Genomic DNA, 15,040 nt, shown 5'->3' on the forward strand with positions numbered 1-15,040 from the left:
AGAACAATAAACGGATTTTTCTACTAAAACCTTCCAAAGTCAGATAAATTTAAAATCTTTTCGCCTGGTTTACTGAAGGTAGCGACGAAGAGATGTCGCTTTTTTTAGTTTTAAATTTCTCTTCTGTTCCAGGTTTTAAGAAAAAGCTGTTTATTATTCTTCCGGAGATTCTAATACCTCTTCGCTTAAAAGAATAGAAGGACGAAAAGTTATTGAAATTCTCTTCCGTTTCAGGTTTTAAGAAAAAGCCGTTTATTATTCTTCCAGAGATTCTAATACCGCTTCGCTGGAAAGAATAGAATCTAAACCTTACAGAACAATAAACGGATTTTTCTACGAAAACCTTCCAAAGTCAGATAATTTCAAGAACATTTCGTTGGGGTACTGAATGTAGCGACGTGAAGATGTCGCTTTATGTTTTTTAGGCTCCATCTGACGAGGGAGCTGTCAGCTCCGCTGACTGAGGGAGAGATATATAACAAAGGAATTCGTAGAATTCTACTGCTATATTTTGAACTAACGACGGACTACTTCCAAACTTATAACTATCCCCACACTTCCACGACTGTTTCCACAACCAATTTAATTATGTACATTTTAATTGCATAATTTATTTTCCGAGTCGCTTAGCTGATCCAACTCTCCCAATCCCTCCATCTTGCATATTAGGCGGATAAGTGATACATTAGTACTCAAGAGGGTTCAGTTTTTTTGCGGTGGTTTAGTTTAGGGAGGAAGCTATTTTATAATGGCTTTCGGGTTTTATTATTATAGTTTTACCTAACCCACCAAAACGAATAGGAGGCGGATATGAGGTTAATTTTTCTTAGACATGGGAAGGCTATCGAAAGTGGTGAGATGCCGGATTCTGAAAGGTATCTTACGGATAAGGGGATTGAGTTATTAGAAGAAAATCTTCCCTATATGGGTGAATATTTAGGGGATGAGAAGGTCTTTATTTGGTCATCTCCACTGAAAAGGGCTCAGGAAACTGCGGAGATCCTTAAAAAGTTTATAAGTGATTATGAATATAGTGAACACGATTTTATTGCGACAGGTAAGATCGATTTCTTAATAGAAGAGTTGAAAAAGCTTGAGAGTAATAGTGTGGTTGTCGTTGTCGGTCATGAACCGAGTCTGTCAGTGTGGACTTTTAAGCTTACCGGGGAAAACCTCGATATGAAGAAGGGGTCGGTAGTAGAACTTGAATTTAATAAGAATAATCCGAATAATGGGAAGTTTTTACATTACAAAAAAATTAAGGATTTGAAAGAATTGATAGAGCCATAAAAGGCTCTATAAAATTCTTATCAGTACCATATAAAGCAAGGTGCCTAGTGACATGCTGAGTATGGTATTTTTCTTTTTTATAAAGCTAAGTACAGTAATTGCAACAGCTGCGGTTTCCGGGACTCCATGTGGAGGGGTGAAAAGTTTCATGTTTCTCAAACTATACACTACAAGTATTATCATTATTGCCTGAGGAAGGACGGAGCTTAAGTATTTTACGATACTTGGCATTTTTTTGTTTCCTGAAAACAAAATAAATGGAACTGCCCTTGTAAAGGCTGTTACGAGTGCGACTACCAGTATTAGCAGATATGAATATGCATTTGTCATGTTCTACACCTCTCCTTTATAGATGTATTTCTTCGCTGCAATTAGAATAAGTAGTGAGATACTCAAGGCAGGGAGGATAAAGTTGTCAGGACCGATAAATCTTAAAAACAATAGAGCCGACAATAATCCTGTGATAGTGGGAATATGATTTTTATTGCTAAGCCACTGACTGCAAACGACGCATACAAAAAAGGTCAATGCAGAGAATTCTATGCCGTTTAAATCATAGGGGATACTCGAACCGAAGAGGTACCCCATAATAGAGCTGATTATCCAAAGCATATGCATAATAAATTCTATATAAAAATCGACTTTTTCTTCATCTACTTCATCAGGGTATTTTAGACTACACATGACGGAATAAGTCTCGTCAGTAAGTGTAAGTACCATATAAGGGTATTTTAATCCCATCTTTTTGAATTTTTCGACAAATCCGATACCGTAAAACATATGTCTTGAGTTTATTACGAAGGTCATCAGTGCAATAATATATATGGAAACATTGGACATTAAAAGAGATAGCAGAACTATTTGCATTGATCCAGCATAGATAAAAGTACTGGCTGCAATAAGCCATGCCAAGGAGAGATTCTTTTCAGAAATCATAATCCCAAAAGCAATACCTACGAAAATATATGAAAATGTAATCGGTATGACCGATTTTAATGCGAATTTTAAAGATTTCAAAATCTCACTTCCCTAAATGATATTCCAATCATATTAACATATGTTGGTTTAAAGTGCAATGGTATAATTGAGAATAAAATAATTAGATGGAGTCTGTTAGCGGTGACTAGTATTTATGGTATACTTGAATAAATAAGCGTGATTTAGGATTTTGATTTGACTGTAGATGGTCTAATGAAATTAACTCAAATCTCAATCTGTTTAAAAAGCAAAACATAATCCGGATTATTATAGGATAAATCGGATAGAATTCGCAGTAATTCTCTTATGTGGTATTGATAAAAATAAAAACAATTTATAAAGGAGCGAAATGTGAAAAAAGCGATAATTGTTGCAAGTTTTGGGACAACTCATAAGGATACGAGGAAAAAATGTATCGAATCGGTAGTCAATCTGATTAGAAGGGATTTTCCGGACTTTGAAGTAGTTGAAGCCATAACTTCGAGAATAGTTAAAAAGCGTATTGAGCAAAGGGAAGGTATCAGTATCTTTAATGAAAAGGAAGCTAAAAACTATCTAATAGAAAATGACTTCAATGAAATCTATATTCAGCCTCTTCATATACTGCCCGGACTTGAATATGAAAAATTAAGAGCTTTAAATCTACCTATAGGAAATCCATTATTATTTGACAGCGCCAGTGTAAAGGAGTTGGCAGAGGTTCTTAAAGCGGAAGAAAACTTTGGGAACAGAGTCTATATCGGTCATGGAACAGAGCATGCTTCAGATGTGCTTTATTCAATGCTTGAAGATGAGCTTGGAGACGGTTATATTGTCGGTACCATAGAGGGTAAAAAGGACCTTGGAGATGTTTTAAAGGAGTTAAAGTCCAAGGGTATAAGGAAAACTACACTTGCACCATTGATGCTTGTTGCTGGAGACCATGCTGTCAATGATATTGCAGCTGATGAAGATTCATGGAAAGAAGCTATCACAAAAGCAGGCATAGAGGTCGAGATAGATTTGACTGGCTTGGGAGAGAAACCGGGTGTTAGAGAACTTTACCTTGATAGGGTTAGAAAACTGGTCAGCAAAAAATCAAATAAATTATTTGTCATTGGAACCGGTCCAGGAGCATCCGACTTGTTGACAATCAGAGCTGTAGAGGCTCTTAAGGAATCGGATGTGGTTTTTGTTCCGGTAAATAAGGGCAAGACGATGGCTTATGATACTGTCTCCGATTTTATCAGAGATAAGGAAATCGTGGAGATAGAAATTCCTATGAAGTATGTAACGCATGAAGATTATATCAATGCTGCAGCACTTATAGAAAAACATATGACCGGGAAAGTAGCTTCTTATATAACAATTGGGGATGCGATGACTTATTCTACTGCCATTTATATTTTACAGGAGCTGGCAAGGGATATTCCGGTGGAAGTAATTCCGGGAATTCCTTCATATATTTACGCTTTTGACGAGACCATTGTCCCCATGACGACTAAGGGCGAGAATTTCCTTTTAATGGATAAAATAGACGATTCCAATAAAAAGATTCTTTCCTTTGTTAATTCAGTAGCCATACTAAAAGCCGGGATGAATCCAAAGAATACAATAGAAGCTTTAGAGGAATACGGATTTAAATATAAGATGGTGCGAAGGGGTTCTTTTGAAGCACAAGAGATTACCGATGACAGGGAAAGAATAATTTCGAATACTGATTATATGTCACTTATTATAGCAAGAAAAGAAGAGGATTAAATGAAAGGTTTAATGATAACGGGAGATTCATCAGGCCAAGGGAAAACCGTATTTACAATGGTACTTTGCAGAACGCTTCGAAATATGGGTTATGAGGTTTCTCCTTTCAAAACGGGTCCTGACTATATCGACCCCAAATTTCATGCTCTAGCTGCTTCGCATACGGCAGGAAACTTGGATTATCATATGCAAGGAGACAGAGGACTTAGGATTTCCCTTGGATTAAATCAAGGTGAAATTGCGATAATCGAAGGTGCAATGGGATATTTTGACGGAATAGGAAATACCTTTGAGGGTTCAAGTTACGACATATCAAAGAGAATTGACACAAATGCCATACTCGTGACTACGCCCGGAGCTCAGATGTTCAGTATGATTCCGAAGTTGATGGGGATGACTGAATTTGCAGAAGGCCGAATGGTGGGAATTGTATTAAACAAGGTGACGGAATCCTATTATAATAAAATAGTGCCTCAAATAGAAAAGTATACAAATCTAAAATGTTTAGGTTATCTACCTGAGGATGAAAGGCTTTCAATCAAGTCTCGTTATATGGGGCTTTTAAAACCTGAAGAAGTGGAAGGTCTCGACGAATACTTGGATGCAGCAGCAGAACTTATGAAAAAGCATGTAAATATTGAGCTTTTGATGAGTTTTGCGAAGGAATTAAATCCTGAGAAAGTGGAAATCGAAAAAACTGATGCCAAGATTCTGATTGCAAAGGACGATGCATTTTGTTTTCACTATAATGAAAATGACAAAATACTAAGTGCATTGGGGGAAGTAGAGTACTTTTCTCCGATGGTGGATGAGAAAATCGGAGATGCTGATCTGGTGGTATTTGGAGGAGGATATCCTGAGCTTTATTTAAGGGAACTTTCTCAAAATACATCTATGTTAAAGAGTATCTTAGAGTATTCAAAATCAGGTGGAAAGGTGCTTGGAATGGGTGCTGGACTGATGTATTTATCTGAAGGAATAGACGATAATAAAATGGTCGGTGCATTACCGGCATCTGCGATTATGACCGATAAAACTCAGAGATTCGGATATAATAAAATAACTCTTTTGGAGGATTGTCTGCTTGGTAATGCAAGTGATGAGTTTAATGCAAAGGAGTTTCATAAATCTAAAATAGAAACAGATTTAAAGCCTCTATTTGAGGTAACAAAGACAGAGGGTAAAAGCTGGGAATGTGGGTATCAATTAAATAATACATTGGGTATGTATCAGCATTTAAACTTTGCCGGTTATATAGACCGAATAAAACAACTAATAAAATAGGAGGATACTATGTATATTAAAAATCCTAAGGAAATTGAAAAGAAGAGCATGGATATCATAGAAGAAGTCATGGATGGACTCGACTATGATGAGAGAGAAAAGAAGATAGTCAAAAGGATGATTCATACCACCGGTGATTTGGAGTACAGGAATATAGTGGAGTTTAGAAACGGATTTGTAGATGCTGCAATCGACCTTATTAAAAAGGAATCGCTCATTTATTCCGACACCAAGATGGTAAATGCCGGTATAAATAAAAAAATAGTCTATGACATGCACTGTGAGCTTGTTTATTTTATCGATAATCAGGATGTTTTAGATATGTCTATAAAAAACAAGACCACGAGATCTTCTGCATCGATAGACAAAGCAGCGACATTTGGCGTGGATATTTATGTTATAGGGAATGCACCGACTGCAGTATTTAGAATGCTGGAGCTTATTGAGGCAGGAAAGATTAAACCCAAACTTATAATTGCAGTACCGGTTGGATTTGTTGGGGCTGCAGAGTGTAAGGAAGCTCTTAGAAATCTGGACACCGATATACCCATGGTAACAACTGTTGGAAACAAGGGCGGTAGTAATGTAGCAGCCTCCATTGTAAATGCACTATTATACATGGTATCGGATAGATGAAACTAGAGGAGTATTCCATAGTCGGGGGCAAAAAGCTTAGATGTGGATATACAACGGGAAGCTGTGCCCAGGCGGCTACTAAAGCGGCTGCTCTTATGTTAATCAATGGAGAGAGAATTGAAAAAATCGAGATTGATACGCTGGCAGGCATAAAACTCACACTCGAAGTCGAAGATACTCAGATTACTGATTCATATGTGAGCTGCGCCATAAGAAAAGATGCAGGTGATGATCCTGATGTTACTGACGGAATCTTAATATACTCTAAAGTCTCGAGAAGACCGGATGGAAAATCAACTGTTGACGGAGGCGTGGGAATCGGTAGAATCCAAAGAAAGGGATTATTCGGAGAAATTGGAGAAGCTGCAATCAACCCTGTGCCTAAAAAGCAGATTTTAAAAGAACTGGAGCTTCTTGGCGGAGGGTTGCATGCTGAAATCTATGTTCCAAACGGTGAGATAATTGCAAAGAGAACCTTTAATGCCGGTATCGGTATTACCGGGGGTATTTCTATTATAGGAACAACCGGGATAGTTAAGCCTATGAGCGACGAAGCGCTCGTTAAGAGCATATATATGGAGCTTGATGCGATTGCAGATTCCGGGAATGATTTTAAACTAATGGTCGTTCCGGGAAACCATGCCATAAATACCGCTGAGCAGGCAGGGATAGAATACAGGAGTATAAAGGTATCAAATTTTATCGGAGATGCTCTTAGTTATGCATATGAAATCGGATTTAGAGATTTTCTGATTCTGGGTCATGTCGGTAAGCTGTCCAAGCTTGCCCTGGGGATTTTCAACACGCATAACCGTGTAGCAGATACCAGAATGGAATCATTCGTGTACTATATGGCAAGAGCCGGTTTGAGTTTGGAGTTAATCGACATTGTAGACAGCTGTCTGACTGCTGAAGAAGCGGCCAATTACTTATTCGAAAACGGCCATGGTGAAATAGTTCGCAGTATGGAGCTGGGTGCAGCAAACAGAGTTCGAAAATACCTGAAAGATGATGAAATAGAAGTTGAGGTTAGAATGTATACGATGGAAAGAGGTCTATTATGATAACTGTATCCGGCGTAGGGCCCGGAAATCCAAAGTATCTAACTCTTGAAGTAAAGGAGAGAATAGAAAAGGCGGAAAGGGTTATCGCTTTTAAGCGGATTGCCTCGGATATAAGGGAGATAAGAGGAGATGTAATATCCATAAAATCTGTTACAGAGCTGATTCCACTGATAGTAGGCGATACTGCAATACTGGCTTCAGGAGACAGTTTGTTTTTCGGTGTAACGGATTATCTCATTCGTTCGGGAGTGGAAGTAGAAGAGGTTCATCCGGGAATTACATCTTATCAGTATATGATGTCAAGATTAAAGATGCCATATAATAATGCAAATATCTTTTCAATGCATGGCAGAGATGCAGATTTAAGTTCGGTTCTTAAATATGAAAAGTCCATAATTCTAACCGATGCGGATAATACTCCGGATACGATATCTAAAGAACTGCATAGGATGGGATTGGTTGGAAAAATAATTGCGGGATATAATTTGTCCTATGATGACGAAATAATAATAGAAAAAGATATAGGAGAGAGTTTTAATCAGAGTTCTATTTTGGCAGTGGTGGTGATATTAAATGAGATGGTTTAAGGATAGCGATTTTATCAGAGGCGAAGTACCGATGACCAAGTATGAAATCAGGGTGCTGATTAGCTCGATGTTCGACTTGGAAAGAGGAAAAAAACTGCTTGAGATAGGTTCGGGTACGGGTTCACTTACTTGTCAGTTGGCGGAGGCGGGCTTTGAGGTAACGACTATAGAGTTTTTTAAAGAGGCTATAGAATTAACTGAAAAGAATCTCAAAAATCTAAATATAAGTGCAAATGTTATACATGGCAAAGCGCCTTTGGATTTACCAAAAGAGAATTTTGATGCTTGTTTTATCGGTGGCAGCAGAGGTGGACTGGAAGGGATTTTTGAGTATTTAGACGAATATATGGAAAGCGGAACCGTAGTAGCAAGTTTTATTAAAATAGACAATCTTAGCAAAACCAGGGAACTGATGAACAGATACGGATATGCGAATATTGAAACCAGACTTATACAGGTAAGTCATGAAGATAAGATAGGTCTGCTCAGATCAGAAAATCCTATATTTATATTAAAGGGGGATAAACAGTGATATCATTTGTAGGAGCAGGACCGGGGGATGTCGAACTTATAACGGTCAAAGGCCAGAGGAGATTGAAAGAGGCGGATGTAATTATTTTTGCCGGTTCTTTGGTTAGTGATGAACATTTAAAAGTTGCAAAAGATGGATGTGAATTCCATAATAGTGCCAAGATGCACTTGGATCAAGTGCTTGATGTGATGAGAAAGGCAAATAACGAAGGAAAAAAACTCGTAAGACTTCATACAGGTGATCCGACAATCTACGGAGCAATTCAGGAGCAAATGGATGCACTGGAAAGAGAGGGTATTGAATACGAGATAATACCGGGAGTCAGTTCTTTTACTGCAGCTGCAACTGCCATAAAGAGAGAGTTTACACTGCCCGATGTGAGCCAGACGGTTATTCTAACAAGAATAGAAGGTAAAACGCCCGTTCCCGAGGAGGAAAATTTAGTTTCACTCGCTAAACACAAGGCAAGTATGGCTATTTTCCTATCAGTTCAAGATATTGACAGGGTTATGCAAAAGCTTATAGAAGGTTATGGGAACCCGGATACCCCTGTAGCAGTCGTATACAGGGCTAGTTGGAGTGATCAGGAGATTGTAACCGGAACACTTAGTACCATCGCTGAAAAGGTAAAGGCAGCCGGGATTCGCAAGCAGGCTCAGATACTGGTCGGAGATTTTATAAACGCAGATTATTCTTTGTCCAAATTATACGATAGGACATTTTCTACAGAGTACAGAAAGGGAGAAAAATGATTTCCGTTTTGTCATTTTCAAAATCCGGTGAAGAAATAGCTCAAAAGATTATTAATGTTAATGCGGATGCCGTATTGTACAAGAGTTCAGAAGGTAAAATAAGGGATAAGATGGAAGAGATTTGGAATAATTCAGATGCGATTATTTTCATATCTGCCACCGGGATTGCAGTAAGGTATATTGCGCCTTTTATTAAACACAAGAGCGTTGATCCGGCAGTTCTGGTTATAGACGATATGGGGAGATATGTCATAAGCCTTCTTTCGGGACATCTTGGTGGAGCTAATTATATGGCGACCGAGATAGCCGGATATCTTAAGGAATCCATTGCTATAATAACCACTGCATCAGATTCCAGAGGTTTTGAGTCCTTGGATTTGTATGCTAAAAGACGAGAGTTTAAAATACTAAAATCCGAAAATTTGACTGCAGTTTCATCTGCCATGGTAGATGGTAGAGAGCTGGCAGTGTACTCTGAAATAGACCCGGATCTGGATTATGGAAATATTGTTTTGATCGGAAAAGAAGAACTTTTTAAAGATGAAAACAGAGTCAAAATTGCAATAAGCAGCGAAGTACTGGACTTGAGTAAATTATCACTACAACTTATTCCTAAAATATTATACCTTGGAATAGGATGCCGAAGGGGAGTAAAATCCAAGGTAATAATTGAATTGATAGAAGAAGTGTTTGAAAAACATGGACTTTATACCGATGCAATCGCAGGAATTTCGTCTATAGAACTAAAATCCGATGAAACAGGAATCCTAGAAGCAGCTGAGTATTTTAATGTGCAGCCCAGGTTTTACTCTGCAGAGGAAATTCAAACTGTAGAGGGAGAGTTTAAAGGTTCGGAATTTGTAAGAAAGATTACAGGTGTAGGCGCAGTGGCGGAACCTTCAGCGTTTTTAAGTGGTGGAGAGATATTGGTTGAAAGAGTGGCAAAAAACGATGTTACAATTGCAGTTGCGATAAAACGCTGACACTCAGTATACCAAGGTATTATTATATAGGAATAATTTGAAGTGTATCATCAGCTGCAACTGTGCTTAGCTTTATAGATTATAATACTAGAAATCAAACAAGGAGAATTAATGAACAGACTATATATTATCGGGATTGGTCCCGGAGGTACAGGAGCTATTACCGGGGATGCAATAAATGCTCTTAATGATTCTGAACTTATCACAGCCTATACACCGTATTTGGATTATGTGAAGGATGTAGTGGATTTGGATGAAAAAAGCATATTTACAAGCGGTATGATGAAGGAAATAGAAAGATGCACTCATGCTGTTGAGTCTGCTGCCAAAGGGATAACTACTTCCATAATAAGCACCGGAGATGCAGGTCTCTACGGGATGGCTGGTCCATGTTATGAGATTGCTGAAGAGCTTGGACTTATTGAAAAAATCGAAATAATTGTCGTTCCGGGAGTAAGTGCTGTTTTTGCTGCAGCAGCAGAACTGGGAGCACCACTGATGCATGACACTGCGATAATAAGTCTTTCAGATCTTCTAACACCTTTGGAATTGATAAAAAAGAGGCTTAAATACGCGGCTCTAGGTGATTTTGTAATAGGGATATATAATCCCAGATCAAAGAAAAGACCCGATAATTTAAAGATGGCAATTGATATTATTGCAATGCACAGAAATCCCAAGACGCCGGTAGGAATAGTTAGAAATGCCGGTAGGGCGGGGACGGAGATTATTATCACTGATTTGTGCTCGATAGATTATGAAAGTGTGGATATGCTGAGTTTGGTAATCGTGGGCAATACAAATACAAGAATTATTAATGGCAAAATAGTAACGCCAAGGGGATATGAGAATAAATGATTTGGATTATAGGTGGTACTTCAGAAGCGAGGGAGTTTTTAAGTGGTCTTAAAGATACCGATGATATTATCATAACGGTTACAACACAGTATGGTAAGAGCCTTATACAGGATGCCAAAGTTATTACAGGACGTATGAATGCTGAAGAGATGGTGGGTTTTATAGAAGGATACGGAATCGGTCTAATAATTGATATGTCGCATCCCTTTGCATTAGAAGTAAGCTCAAATGCCATTGTGGCTTCAAATCAAACGGGGACAAGGTATATTCGCTATATAAGGAATTCTGCCGAGAGTGAAGATGCTATAATCGAAAAGTCTATGGACGATTTATTGTCTAAAATAGATGAGATTACCGGAAACATACTATTTACAACGGGTTCAAAGGATATCCCAAAGTTTGAAAGGGTGAGGGGAGAAAGCAGGCATACCTATAGAATCCTTCCCTTGGTTAATAGTTTAAAGATAGCTGAAGAAGCAGGTGTTTCAGCTGATGATGTCATCTGTATGAAGGGACCCTTTACAAAGGAATTCAATATTGCAATGATTGAAAATTTTGGTATTGAGTACATGGTCATGAAGGAAAGTGGAGAGAATAGTGGTTTTTTAGATAAGATTGAAGCATGTAGAGAAATGGGTGTAAAACCCATAGTCCTAAAGAGAACGGAAGAGTTTGGAATCGATGGTTTTGATGATTTAAAGAGAGTTATCGTGGAGTATAGAAAAAAGTCATAGAGAAAAGAGGGGCCGAAATGACTGATATTTACAAATTTGATACGGAAACCGGATTTGAAAAAATCAAGTTGGGCGGATTCCAAGCCAAACTTGAAGATGAGGATTACTATGTAGGTTATATTGATTTTTATGATTTGGAAAAGTATGATGAAATACTACATATCCCTGAGAGAATCTATAAAGTATTCAGCACGGAATTAAAACTCTTACAAAACAGTTTGATAGTTCACGACAAATATACTTTCGGAACTATAAATATAATTAATGTGGATGATATCTTTGGGCAGAGGGACTTGATAGGTATTTATATTGAAAAAAATCGGTTTGTAATTATCGATATAAAGGATGAGGACGGTTCGATTAAACGTGCTTTTAATTTTGCAGTAAATAGTGGGTTTGAGTCGACCTCTCCGGGTAGATTTATCAATAATTTCCTTAAAAACTTGATATCGAGCCATGTGGCGATATACGAAACTCTTAGGGGAGATGTTGAGAGCTTGGACAACGAAGTGCTTAGTGAAAGTCTTCAAAAGGAGACCATAATAAAAATATCTGAACTCAATCATGTGCTCCTTGAGCTATATGGAAACTATGAACAATTGGTCGATTTTTGCGAGGTCCTCGTAGAAAACGACAACGAGATTCTAAACGAAAAGGATATAAAGTATTTTAAGTTTATGGAGAATAGGCTAAACAGATACAGTTCAAATATTCAGCTCCTTCGTGAATATGCTGCTCAGGTCAGGGAGTCTTATCAAGCTCAAATGGACATAAATTTAAATAGAGTTATGAAGATTTTCACAGTGGTTGCAACGGTGTTTTTACCACTGACACTACTGGTCGGTTGGTATGGTATGAACTTTAAAAACATGCCTGAGCTGTCTTGGGAACATGGTTATAAATATGTAATAGTATTTAGTATATTTATCACAGCTGCTTGCTTATACTTCTTTAAGAAGAGAGAATTAATATAGGTGATTAAAATGATAGAGAAAAAGATTATTGCCGGTGACGGCTTGGAACTAGCACTTAGGGATTATCGAATCGAAAACCCCAAGGGGGTATTTCATATTATTCATGGAGCCTCTGAACATAAAAACAGATATGATGAATTTTGTAAGTTTCTTGCATCATCAGGGTATGCTGCAGTGATATCTGATACAAGAGGACATGGAGAGTCAATCAACAATTCATATCCCATAGGGCATGTGGATAGTCTCGATCAAATCATCGGAGATATGAAGATTATAAGGAAATATATAGATGACGAATACCCAGGAGTACCGGTGATGCTATTCGGTCATTCATTCGGTTCAATGATTTCCAGGAAATTAATCCAGGATTATGATGATGCATATACAGCTCTTATATTGTCAGGGGCTCCTAATTATGTGGGGATAGTTAAGTTGGGATTGGGAATATCGAAACTCATAACTGCTTTTACCGGAGGTTCTTCATTCAACAAGATAATCACGGGACTCAATAAGGTGGGTCATGATGACTCCTGGCTTAGTTATAATGAATTAAATAAACAGGAGTATGCAAAGGATCCTCTATGCGGATTCAAGTATACCAATAATGGAAATATAACAATGTTTACTGCTGTTGACGAAATTCATAACATCGATGCCTATAAGTTTAAAAATCCTGATTTAAGAATTTTATTTATATCGGGTATAGATGATCCGATTACCGGAGGAAAGAACGGTTTAAATGATTCTATCGAATCGCTTAAAAAGGTCGGGTATAGTGAAATTGTGAATATAGTTTACCCGAATATGAAACATGAGATTTTAAACGAGGATAATAGATTAGATGTCTACAAGGATATAATAGAGTTTTTGTCTTAAGTTATGGAGGTATATAATGGGATTAAATATGAAGTTAAAAGGCAATAATAGTATAAGTATAGTAGAATTATCTGCAATTTTAGAAAATCAAATAGGAGCAGATTTGATTACAAAAACCGGAAGGGTAGCAGGTGATTTGACAGTTATTTTAATGTGCTTTGAAAAGTTTTATTTTAGAACAGGTAGTTACGCGGGACTCACTATTATGCTTTCTGAATCGCCGGAAGAACAAATAGCCGATGTTGTCGGATTTGGTGGAGGTGATGGTATATTCAACATCAGTTGGGGTGCAAATCGAAACTTCGCCGAAAGGGCAGCAGAAATAATCAGAGGAAATGGATTTGAGATAGAAATAGGAAATCAAGAGTAAATGATTGGGAAATTGCAGTTTGCTATGCAAAAATCTTATAAGTGTGGCGAATTGCACAAATAGTGAAGATAGAATCACAAAGGATTAAGTCTATGAAAATCACCGAAATAAAAGAAAATAAAAAGAGATACTTAGACCTACTTCTATTGGCAGATGAACAGGAGAGCATAATAGACAAGTACATCGATAGAGGTGAACTATACCTATTTGAAGATGGCGGAGTAAAGGCTCTATGTGTTGTTACCGATGAAGGAAAGGGCGTACTTGTGATAAAGAGTATAGCTGTGTATCCTGAATTCCATGGGCGGGGATATGGGAGAATGCTAATCGAATATATCGAGAGCGAATACGCTGGAGAATTTTCCGTACTTAGAGTAGGGACGGGTGATAGCGAGACTACAATCCCGTTTTATAAAAAATGTGGTTTTGAAGAAGTCTATAGAATAAAAGACTTTTTTACGAATAACTACGACCTGCCCATATATGAAAATGGAGTATTATTAGAGGACATGGTGTATTTGGAAAAGAAGATTTAAGGGTGAGGAGATTTATGAAAACAAGAATAGCTTTTATCTGCGTACACAATTCATGTAGGAGTCAAATTGCCGAAGCGTTGACAAAAAAACATGGTTCGGATGTATTTGATGCATACTCGGCAGGAACTGAGCTTAAGGACAATATAAATGAAGATGCCGTGAGAATTATGAAAGAACTTCATGGAATCGATATGGAAGAAACACAGACTCCAAAACTGTTAAATGAAATACCCGAAGTTGAAATAATTATCACGATGGGTTGTAATGTGGTCTGTCCGGTACTACCTTATAAGTACTATACAGAAGATTGGGGACTGGACGATCCTTCAGGAAAATCCGATGCAGTCTTTAAAGAGGTTATAGACAAGATAGAAAACAAAGTTTTAGATTTGGTTGAAAGAGTACGAAGTGGGGAATTAGATTTAGAAATTAATAGATGAGTGATTAATTTGATGACAAAAGGAGATTAGTACTTCTTATAGCTGATGATTTTATGTACATAAAAAGAAATCTCAGCTTTTTTATTGTTCGGGCGGAATTTTGGGATGAAATTATCTGACAGCTTAGTCATTGTTAAATATATTATGAATATCTAATATGCTAAATGATAACTATTAGCTACTTGTAATAATGGTTATTAAGTGATACTATAGAATAGAAAATAACCGGGAGCTTGTGAAAGGCTGAGAGGAGGCTATGCCTCGACCGTACCTGATTTGGATAATGCCAACGTAGGGAACAGATATTATATCGTGCATTGAAATTTTAACTTTTTTGCATGCTCCCCTTTTCAAAAAGGGGATTTTTTTATTTCAGTGATTAAAAGTGTAATTACTTCCTTAATTG

General features: G+C 37.5%; 18 protein-coding genes and 1 riboswitch. Of the genes, 16 read left to right on the top strand and 2 right to left on the bottom strand.

Going from position 1 to position 15,040, the window contains the following annotated elements:
* The first annotated feature begins 810 nt into the window (after positions 1-810).
* Positions 811-1,290 carry a histidine phosphatase family protein gene (locus VZL98_00825; GenBank protein ID WVH63528.1) on the top strand — a complete coding sequence of 160 codons (480 nt, stop codon included), beginning with the start codon at positions 811-813 and terminating at the stop codon, positions 1,288-1,290.
* 6 nt (positions 1,291-1,296) lie between these two features.
* Here VZL98_00825 and VZL98_00830 read toward each other — a convergent pair whose 3' ends face one another.
* Both VZL98_00830 and VZL98_00835 read right to left on the bottom strand, forming a co-directional pair.
* On the bottom strand, positions 1,297-1,620 hold the full coding sequence (locus VZL98_00830) for an AzlD domain-containing protein (GenBank protein ID WVH63529.1): 324 nt from the start codon (positions 1,618-1,620) through the stop codon (positions 1,297-1,299).
* Positions 1,621-1,623: 3 nt separating this feature from the next.
* Positions 1,624-2,307 carry an AzlC family ABC transporter permease gene (locus VZL98_00835; GenBank protein ID WVH63530.1) on the bottom strand — a complete coding sequence of 228 codons (684 nt, stop codon included), beginning with the start codon at positions 2,305-2,307 and terminating at the stop codon, positions 1,624-1,626.
* Between the two features lie 312 nt (positions 2,308-2,619).
* Between VZL98_00835 and VZL98_00840 the strand changes: the two genes are divergently transcribed.
* The 15 genes from VZL98_00840 (at position 2,620) to VZL98_00910 (ending at position 14,634) form a co-directional block, all read left to right on the top strand.
* Positions 2,620-4,008 (top strand): sirohydrochlorin cobaltochelatase, encoded by a 1,389-nt coding sequence (locus tag VZL98_00840; protein WVH63531.1) that lies wholly within the window; start codon positions 2,620-2,622, stop codon positions 4,006-4,008.
* Positions 4,009-5,292, top strand: a complete 1,284-nt coding sequence (locus VZL98_00845; protein WVH63532.1) for a cobyrinate a,c-diamide synthase — start codon at positions 4,009-4,011, stop codon at positions 5,290-5,292.
* Between the two features lie 9 nt (positions 5,293-5,301).
* A complete protein-coding gene (locus tag VZL98_00850) occupies positions 5,302-5,928 on the top strand; it encodes a precorrin-8X methylmutase (GenBank protein WVH63533.1) in 627 nt (208 codons plus the stop codon).
* The gene (gene cbiD, locus VZL98_00855) at positions 5,925-6,992 is read left to right on the top strand and encodes a cobalt-precorrin-5B (C(1))-methyltransferase CbiD (protein WVH63534.1); all 1,068 of its coding nucleotides are present in this window, start codon (positions 5,925-5,927) and stop codon (positions 6,990-6,992) included. Before VZL98_00850 ends, cbiD begins: the two co-directional genes overlap by 4 nt.
* The gene (gene cbiE, locus VZL98_00860) at positions 6,989-7,579 is read left to right on the top strand and encodes a precorrin-6y C5,15-methyltransferase (decarboxylating) subunit CbiE (GenBank protein WVH63535.1); all 591 of its coding nucleotides are present in this window, start codon (positions 6,989-6,991) and stop codon (positions 7,577-7,579) included. Before cbiD ends, cbiE begins: the two co-directional genes overlap by 4 nt.
* Positions 7,566-8,111: a precorrin-6Y C5,15-methyltransferase (decarboxylating) subunit CbiT gene (gene cbiT, locus VZL98_00865; GenBank protein WVH63536.1), complete on the top strand. Its 546-nt coding sequence runs from the start codon at positions 7,566-7,568 to the stop codon at positions 8,109-8,111. Before cbiE ends, cbiT begins: the two co-directional genes overlap by 14 nt.
* Positions 8,108-8,863, top strand: a complete 756-nt coding sequence (gene cobM, locus VZL98_00870) for a precorrin-4 C(11)-methyltransferase (GenBank protein WVH63537.1) — start codon at positions 8,108-8,110, stop codon at positions 8,861-8,863. The genes cbiT and cobM overlap by 4 nt, the downstream gene beginning before the upstream one ends.
* Complete coding sequence (locus VZL98_00875) at positions 8,860-9,846, top strand: cobalt-precorrin 5A hydrolase (protein ID WVH63538.1); 987 nt, start codon at positions 8,860-8,862, stop codon at positions 9,844-9,846. The genes cobM and VZL98_00875 overlap by 4 nt, the downstream gene beginning before the upstream one ends.
* A gap of 111 nt (positions 9,847-9,957) precedes the next feature.
* Positions 9,958-10,704, top strand: coding sequence for a precorrin-3B C(17)-methyltransferase (gene cobJ, locus VZL98_00880; GenBank protein WVH63539.1), 747 nt, complete (start codon positions 9,958-9,960; stop codon positions 10,702-10,704).
* A complete protein-coding gene (cobK, locus tag VZL98_00885) occupies positions 10,701-11,438 on the top strand; it encodes a precorrin-6A reductase (protein ID WVH63540.1) in 738 nt (245 codons plus the stop codon). Before cobJ ends, cobK begins: the two co-directional genes overlap by 4 nt.
* 17 nt (positions 11,439-11,455) lie before the next feature.
* A complete protein-coding gene (locus VZL98_00890) occupies positions 11,456-12,412 on the top strand; it encodes a CorA family divalent cation transporter (protein WVH63541.1) in 957 nt (318 codons plus the stop codon).
* 9 nt (positions 12,413-12,421) lie between these two features.
* Entirely contained in the window at positions 12,422-13,288 is an 867-nt protein-coding gene (locus VZL98_00895; protein WVH63542.1) for an alpha/beta hydrolase, read from the top strand.
* Positions 13,289-13,304: 16 nt separating this feature from the next.
* Entirely contained in the window at positions 13,305-13,658 is a 354-nt protein-coding gene (locus tag VZL98_00900) for a DUF6054 family protein (GenBank protein WVH63543.1), read from the top strand.
* Positions 13,659-13,720: 62 nt separating this feature from the next.
* On the top strand, positions 13,721-14,194 hold the full coding sequence (locus VZL98_00905) for a GNAT family N-acetyltransferase (GenBank protein ID WVH63544.1): 474 nt from the start codon (positions 13,721-13,723) through the stop codon (positions 14,192-14,194).
* A 14-nt stretch (positions 14,195-14,208) separates the two neighbouring features.
* The gene (locus VZL98_00910; protein WVH63545.1) at positions 14,209-14,634 is read left to right on the top strand and encodes an arsenate reductase ArsC; all 426 of its coding nucleotides are present in this window, start codon (positions 14,209-14,211) and stop codon (positions 14,632-14,634) included.
* 215 nt (positions 14,635-14,849) lie between these two features.
* Positions 14,850-14,949, top strand: a riboswitch (TPP riboswitch).
* Positions 14,950-15,040: the final 91 nt, after the last annotated feature.

The sequence above is a fragment of the Peptoniphilaceae bacterium AMB_02 genome (assembly GCA_036321625.1).
Lineage (GTDB): Bacteria > Bacillota > Clostridia > Tissierellales > Peptoniphilaceae > Microaceticoccus > Microaceticoccus formicicus.

Bases quoted from the DNA above. Each gene is read 5' to 3' on its own strand.
- VZL98_00825 (WVH63528.1), top strand. From the start codon at position 811: ATGAGGTTAATTTTTCTTAGACATGGGAAGGCTATCGAAAGTGGTGAG.
- VZL98_00830 (WVH63529.1), bottom strand. From the start codon at position 1,620: ATGACAAATGCATATTCATATCTGCTAATACTGGTAGTCGCACTCGTA.
- VZL98_00845 (WVH63532.1), top strand. From the start codon at position 4,009: ATGAAAGGTTTAATGATAACGGGAGATTCATCAGGCCAAGGGAAAACC.
- VZL98_00850 (WVH63533.1), top strand. From the start codon at position 5,302: ATGTATATTAAAAATCCTAAGGAAATTGAAAAGAAGAGCATGGATATC.
- cbiD (WVH63534.1), top strand. From the start codon at position 5,925: ATGAAACTAGAGGAGTATTCCATAGTCGGGGGCAAAAAGCTTAGATGT.
- cbiE (WVH63535.1), top strand. From the start codon at position 6,989: ATGATAACTGTATCCGGCGTAGGGCCCGGAAATCCAAAGTATCTAACT.
- cbiT (WVH63536.1), top strand. From the start codon at position 7,566: ATGAGATGGTTTAAGGATAGCGATTTTATCAGAGGCGAAGTACCGATG.
- VZL98_00875 (WVH63538.1), top strand. From the start codon at position 8,860: ATGATTTCCGTTTTGTCATTTTCAAAATCCGGTGAAGAAATAGCTCAA.
- cobJ (WVH63539.1), top strand. From the start codon at position 9,958: ATGAACAGACTATATATTATCGGGATTGGTCCCGGAGGTACAGGAGCT.
- cobK (WVH63540.1), top strand. From the start codon at position 10,701: ATGATTTGGATTATAGGTGGTACTTCAGAAGCGAGGGAGTTTTTAAGT.
- VZL98_00890 (WVH63541.1), top strand. From the start codon at position 11,456: ATGACTGATATTTACAAATTTGATACGGAAACCGGATTTGAAAAAATC.
- VZL98_00895 (WVH63542.1), top strand. From the start codon at position 12,422: ATGATAGAGAAAAAGATTATTGCCGGTGACGGCTTGGAACTAGCACTT.
- VZL98_00900 (WVH63543.1), top strand. From the start codon at position 13,305: ATGGGATTAAATATGAAGTTAAAAGGCAATAATAGTATAAGTATAGTA.
- VZL98_00910 (WVH63545.1), top strand. From the start codon at position 14,209: ATGAAAACAAGAATAGCTTTTATCTGCGTACACAATTCATGTAGGAGT.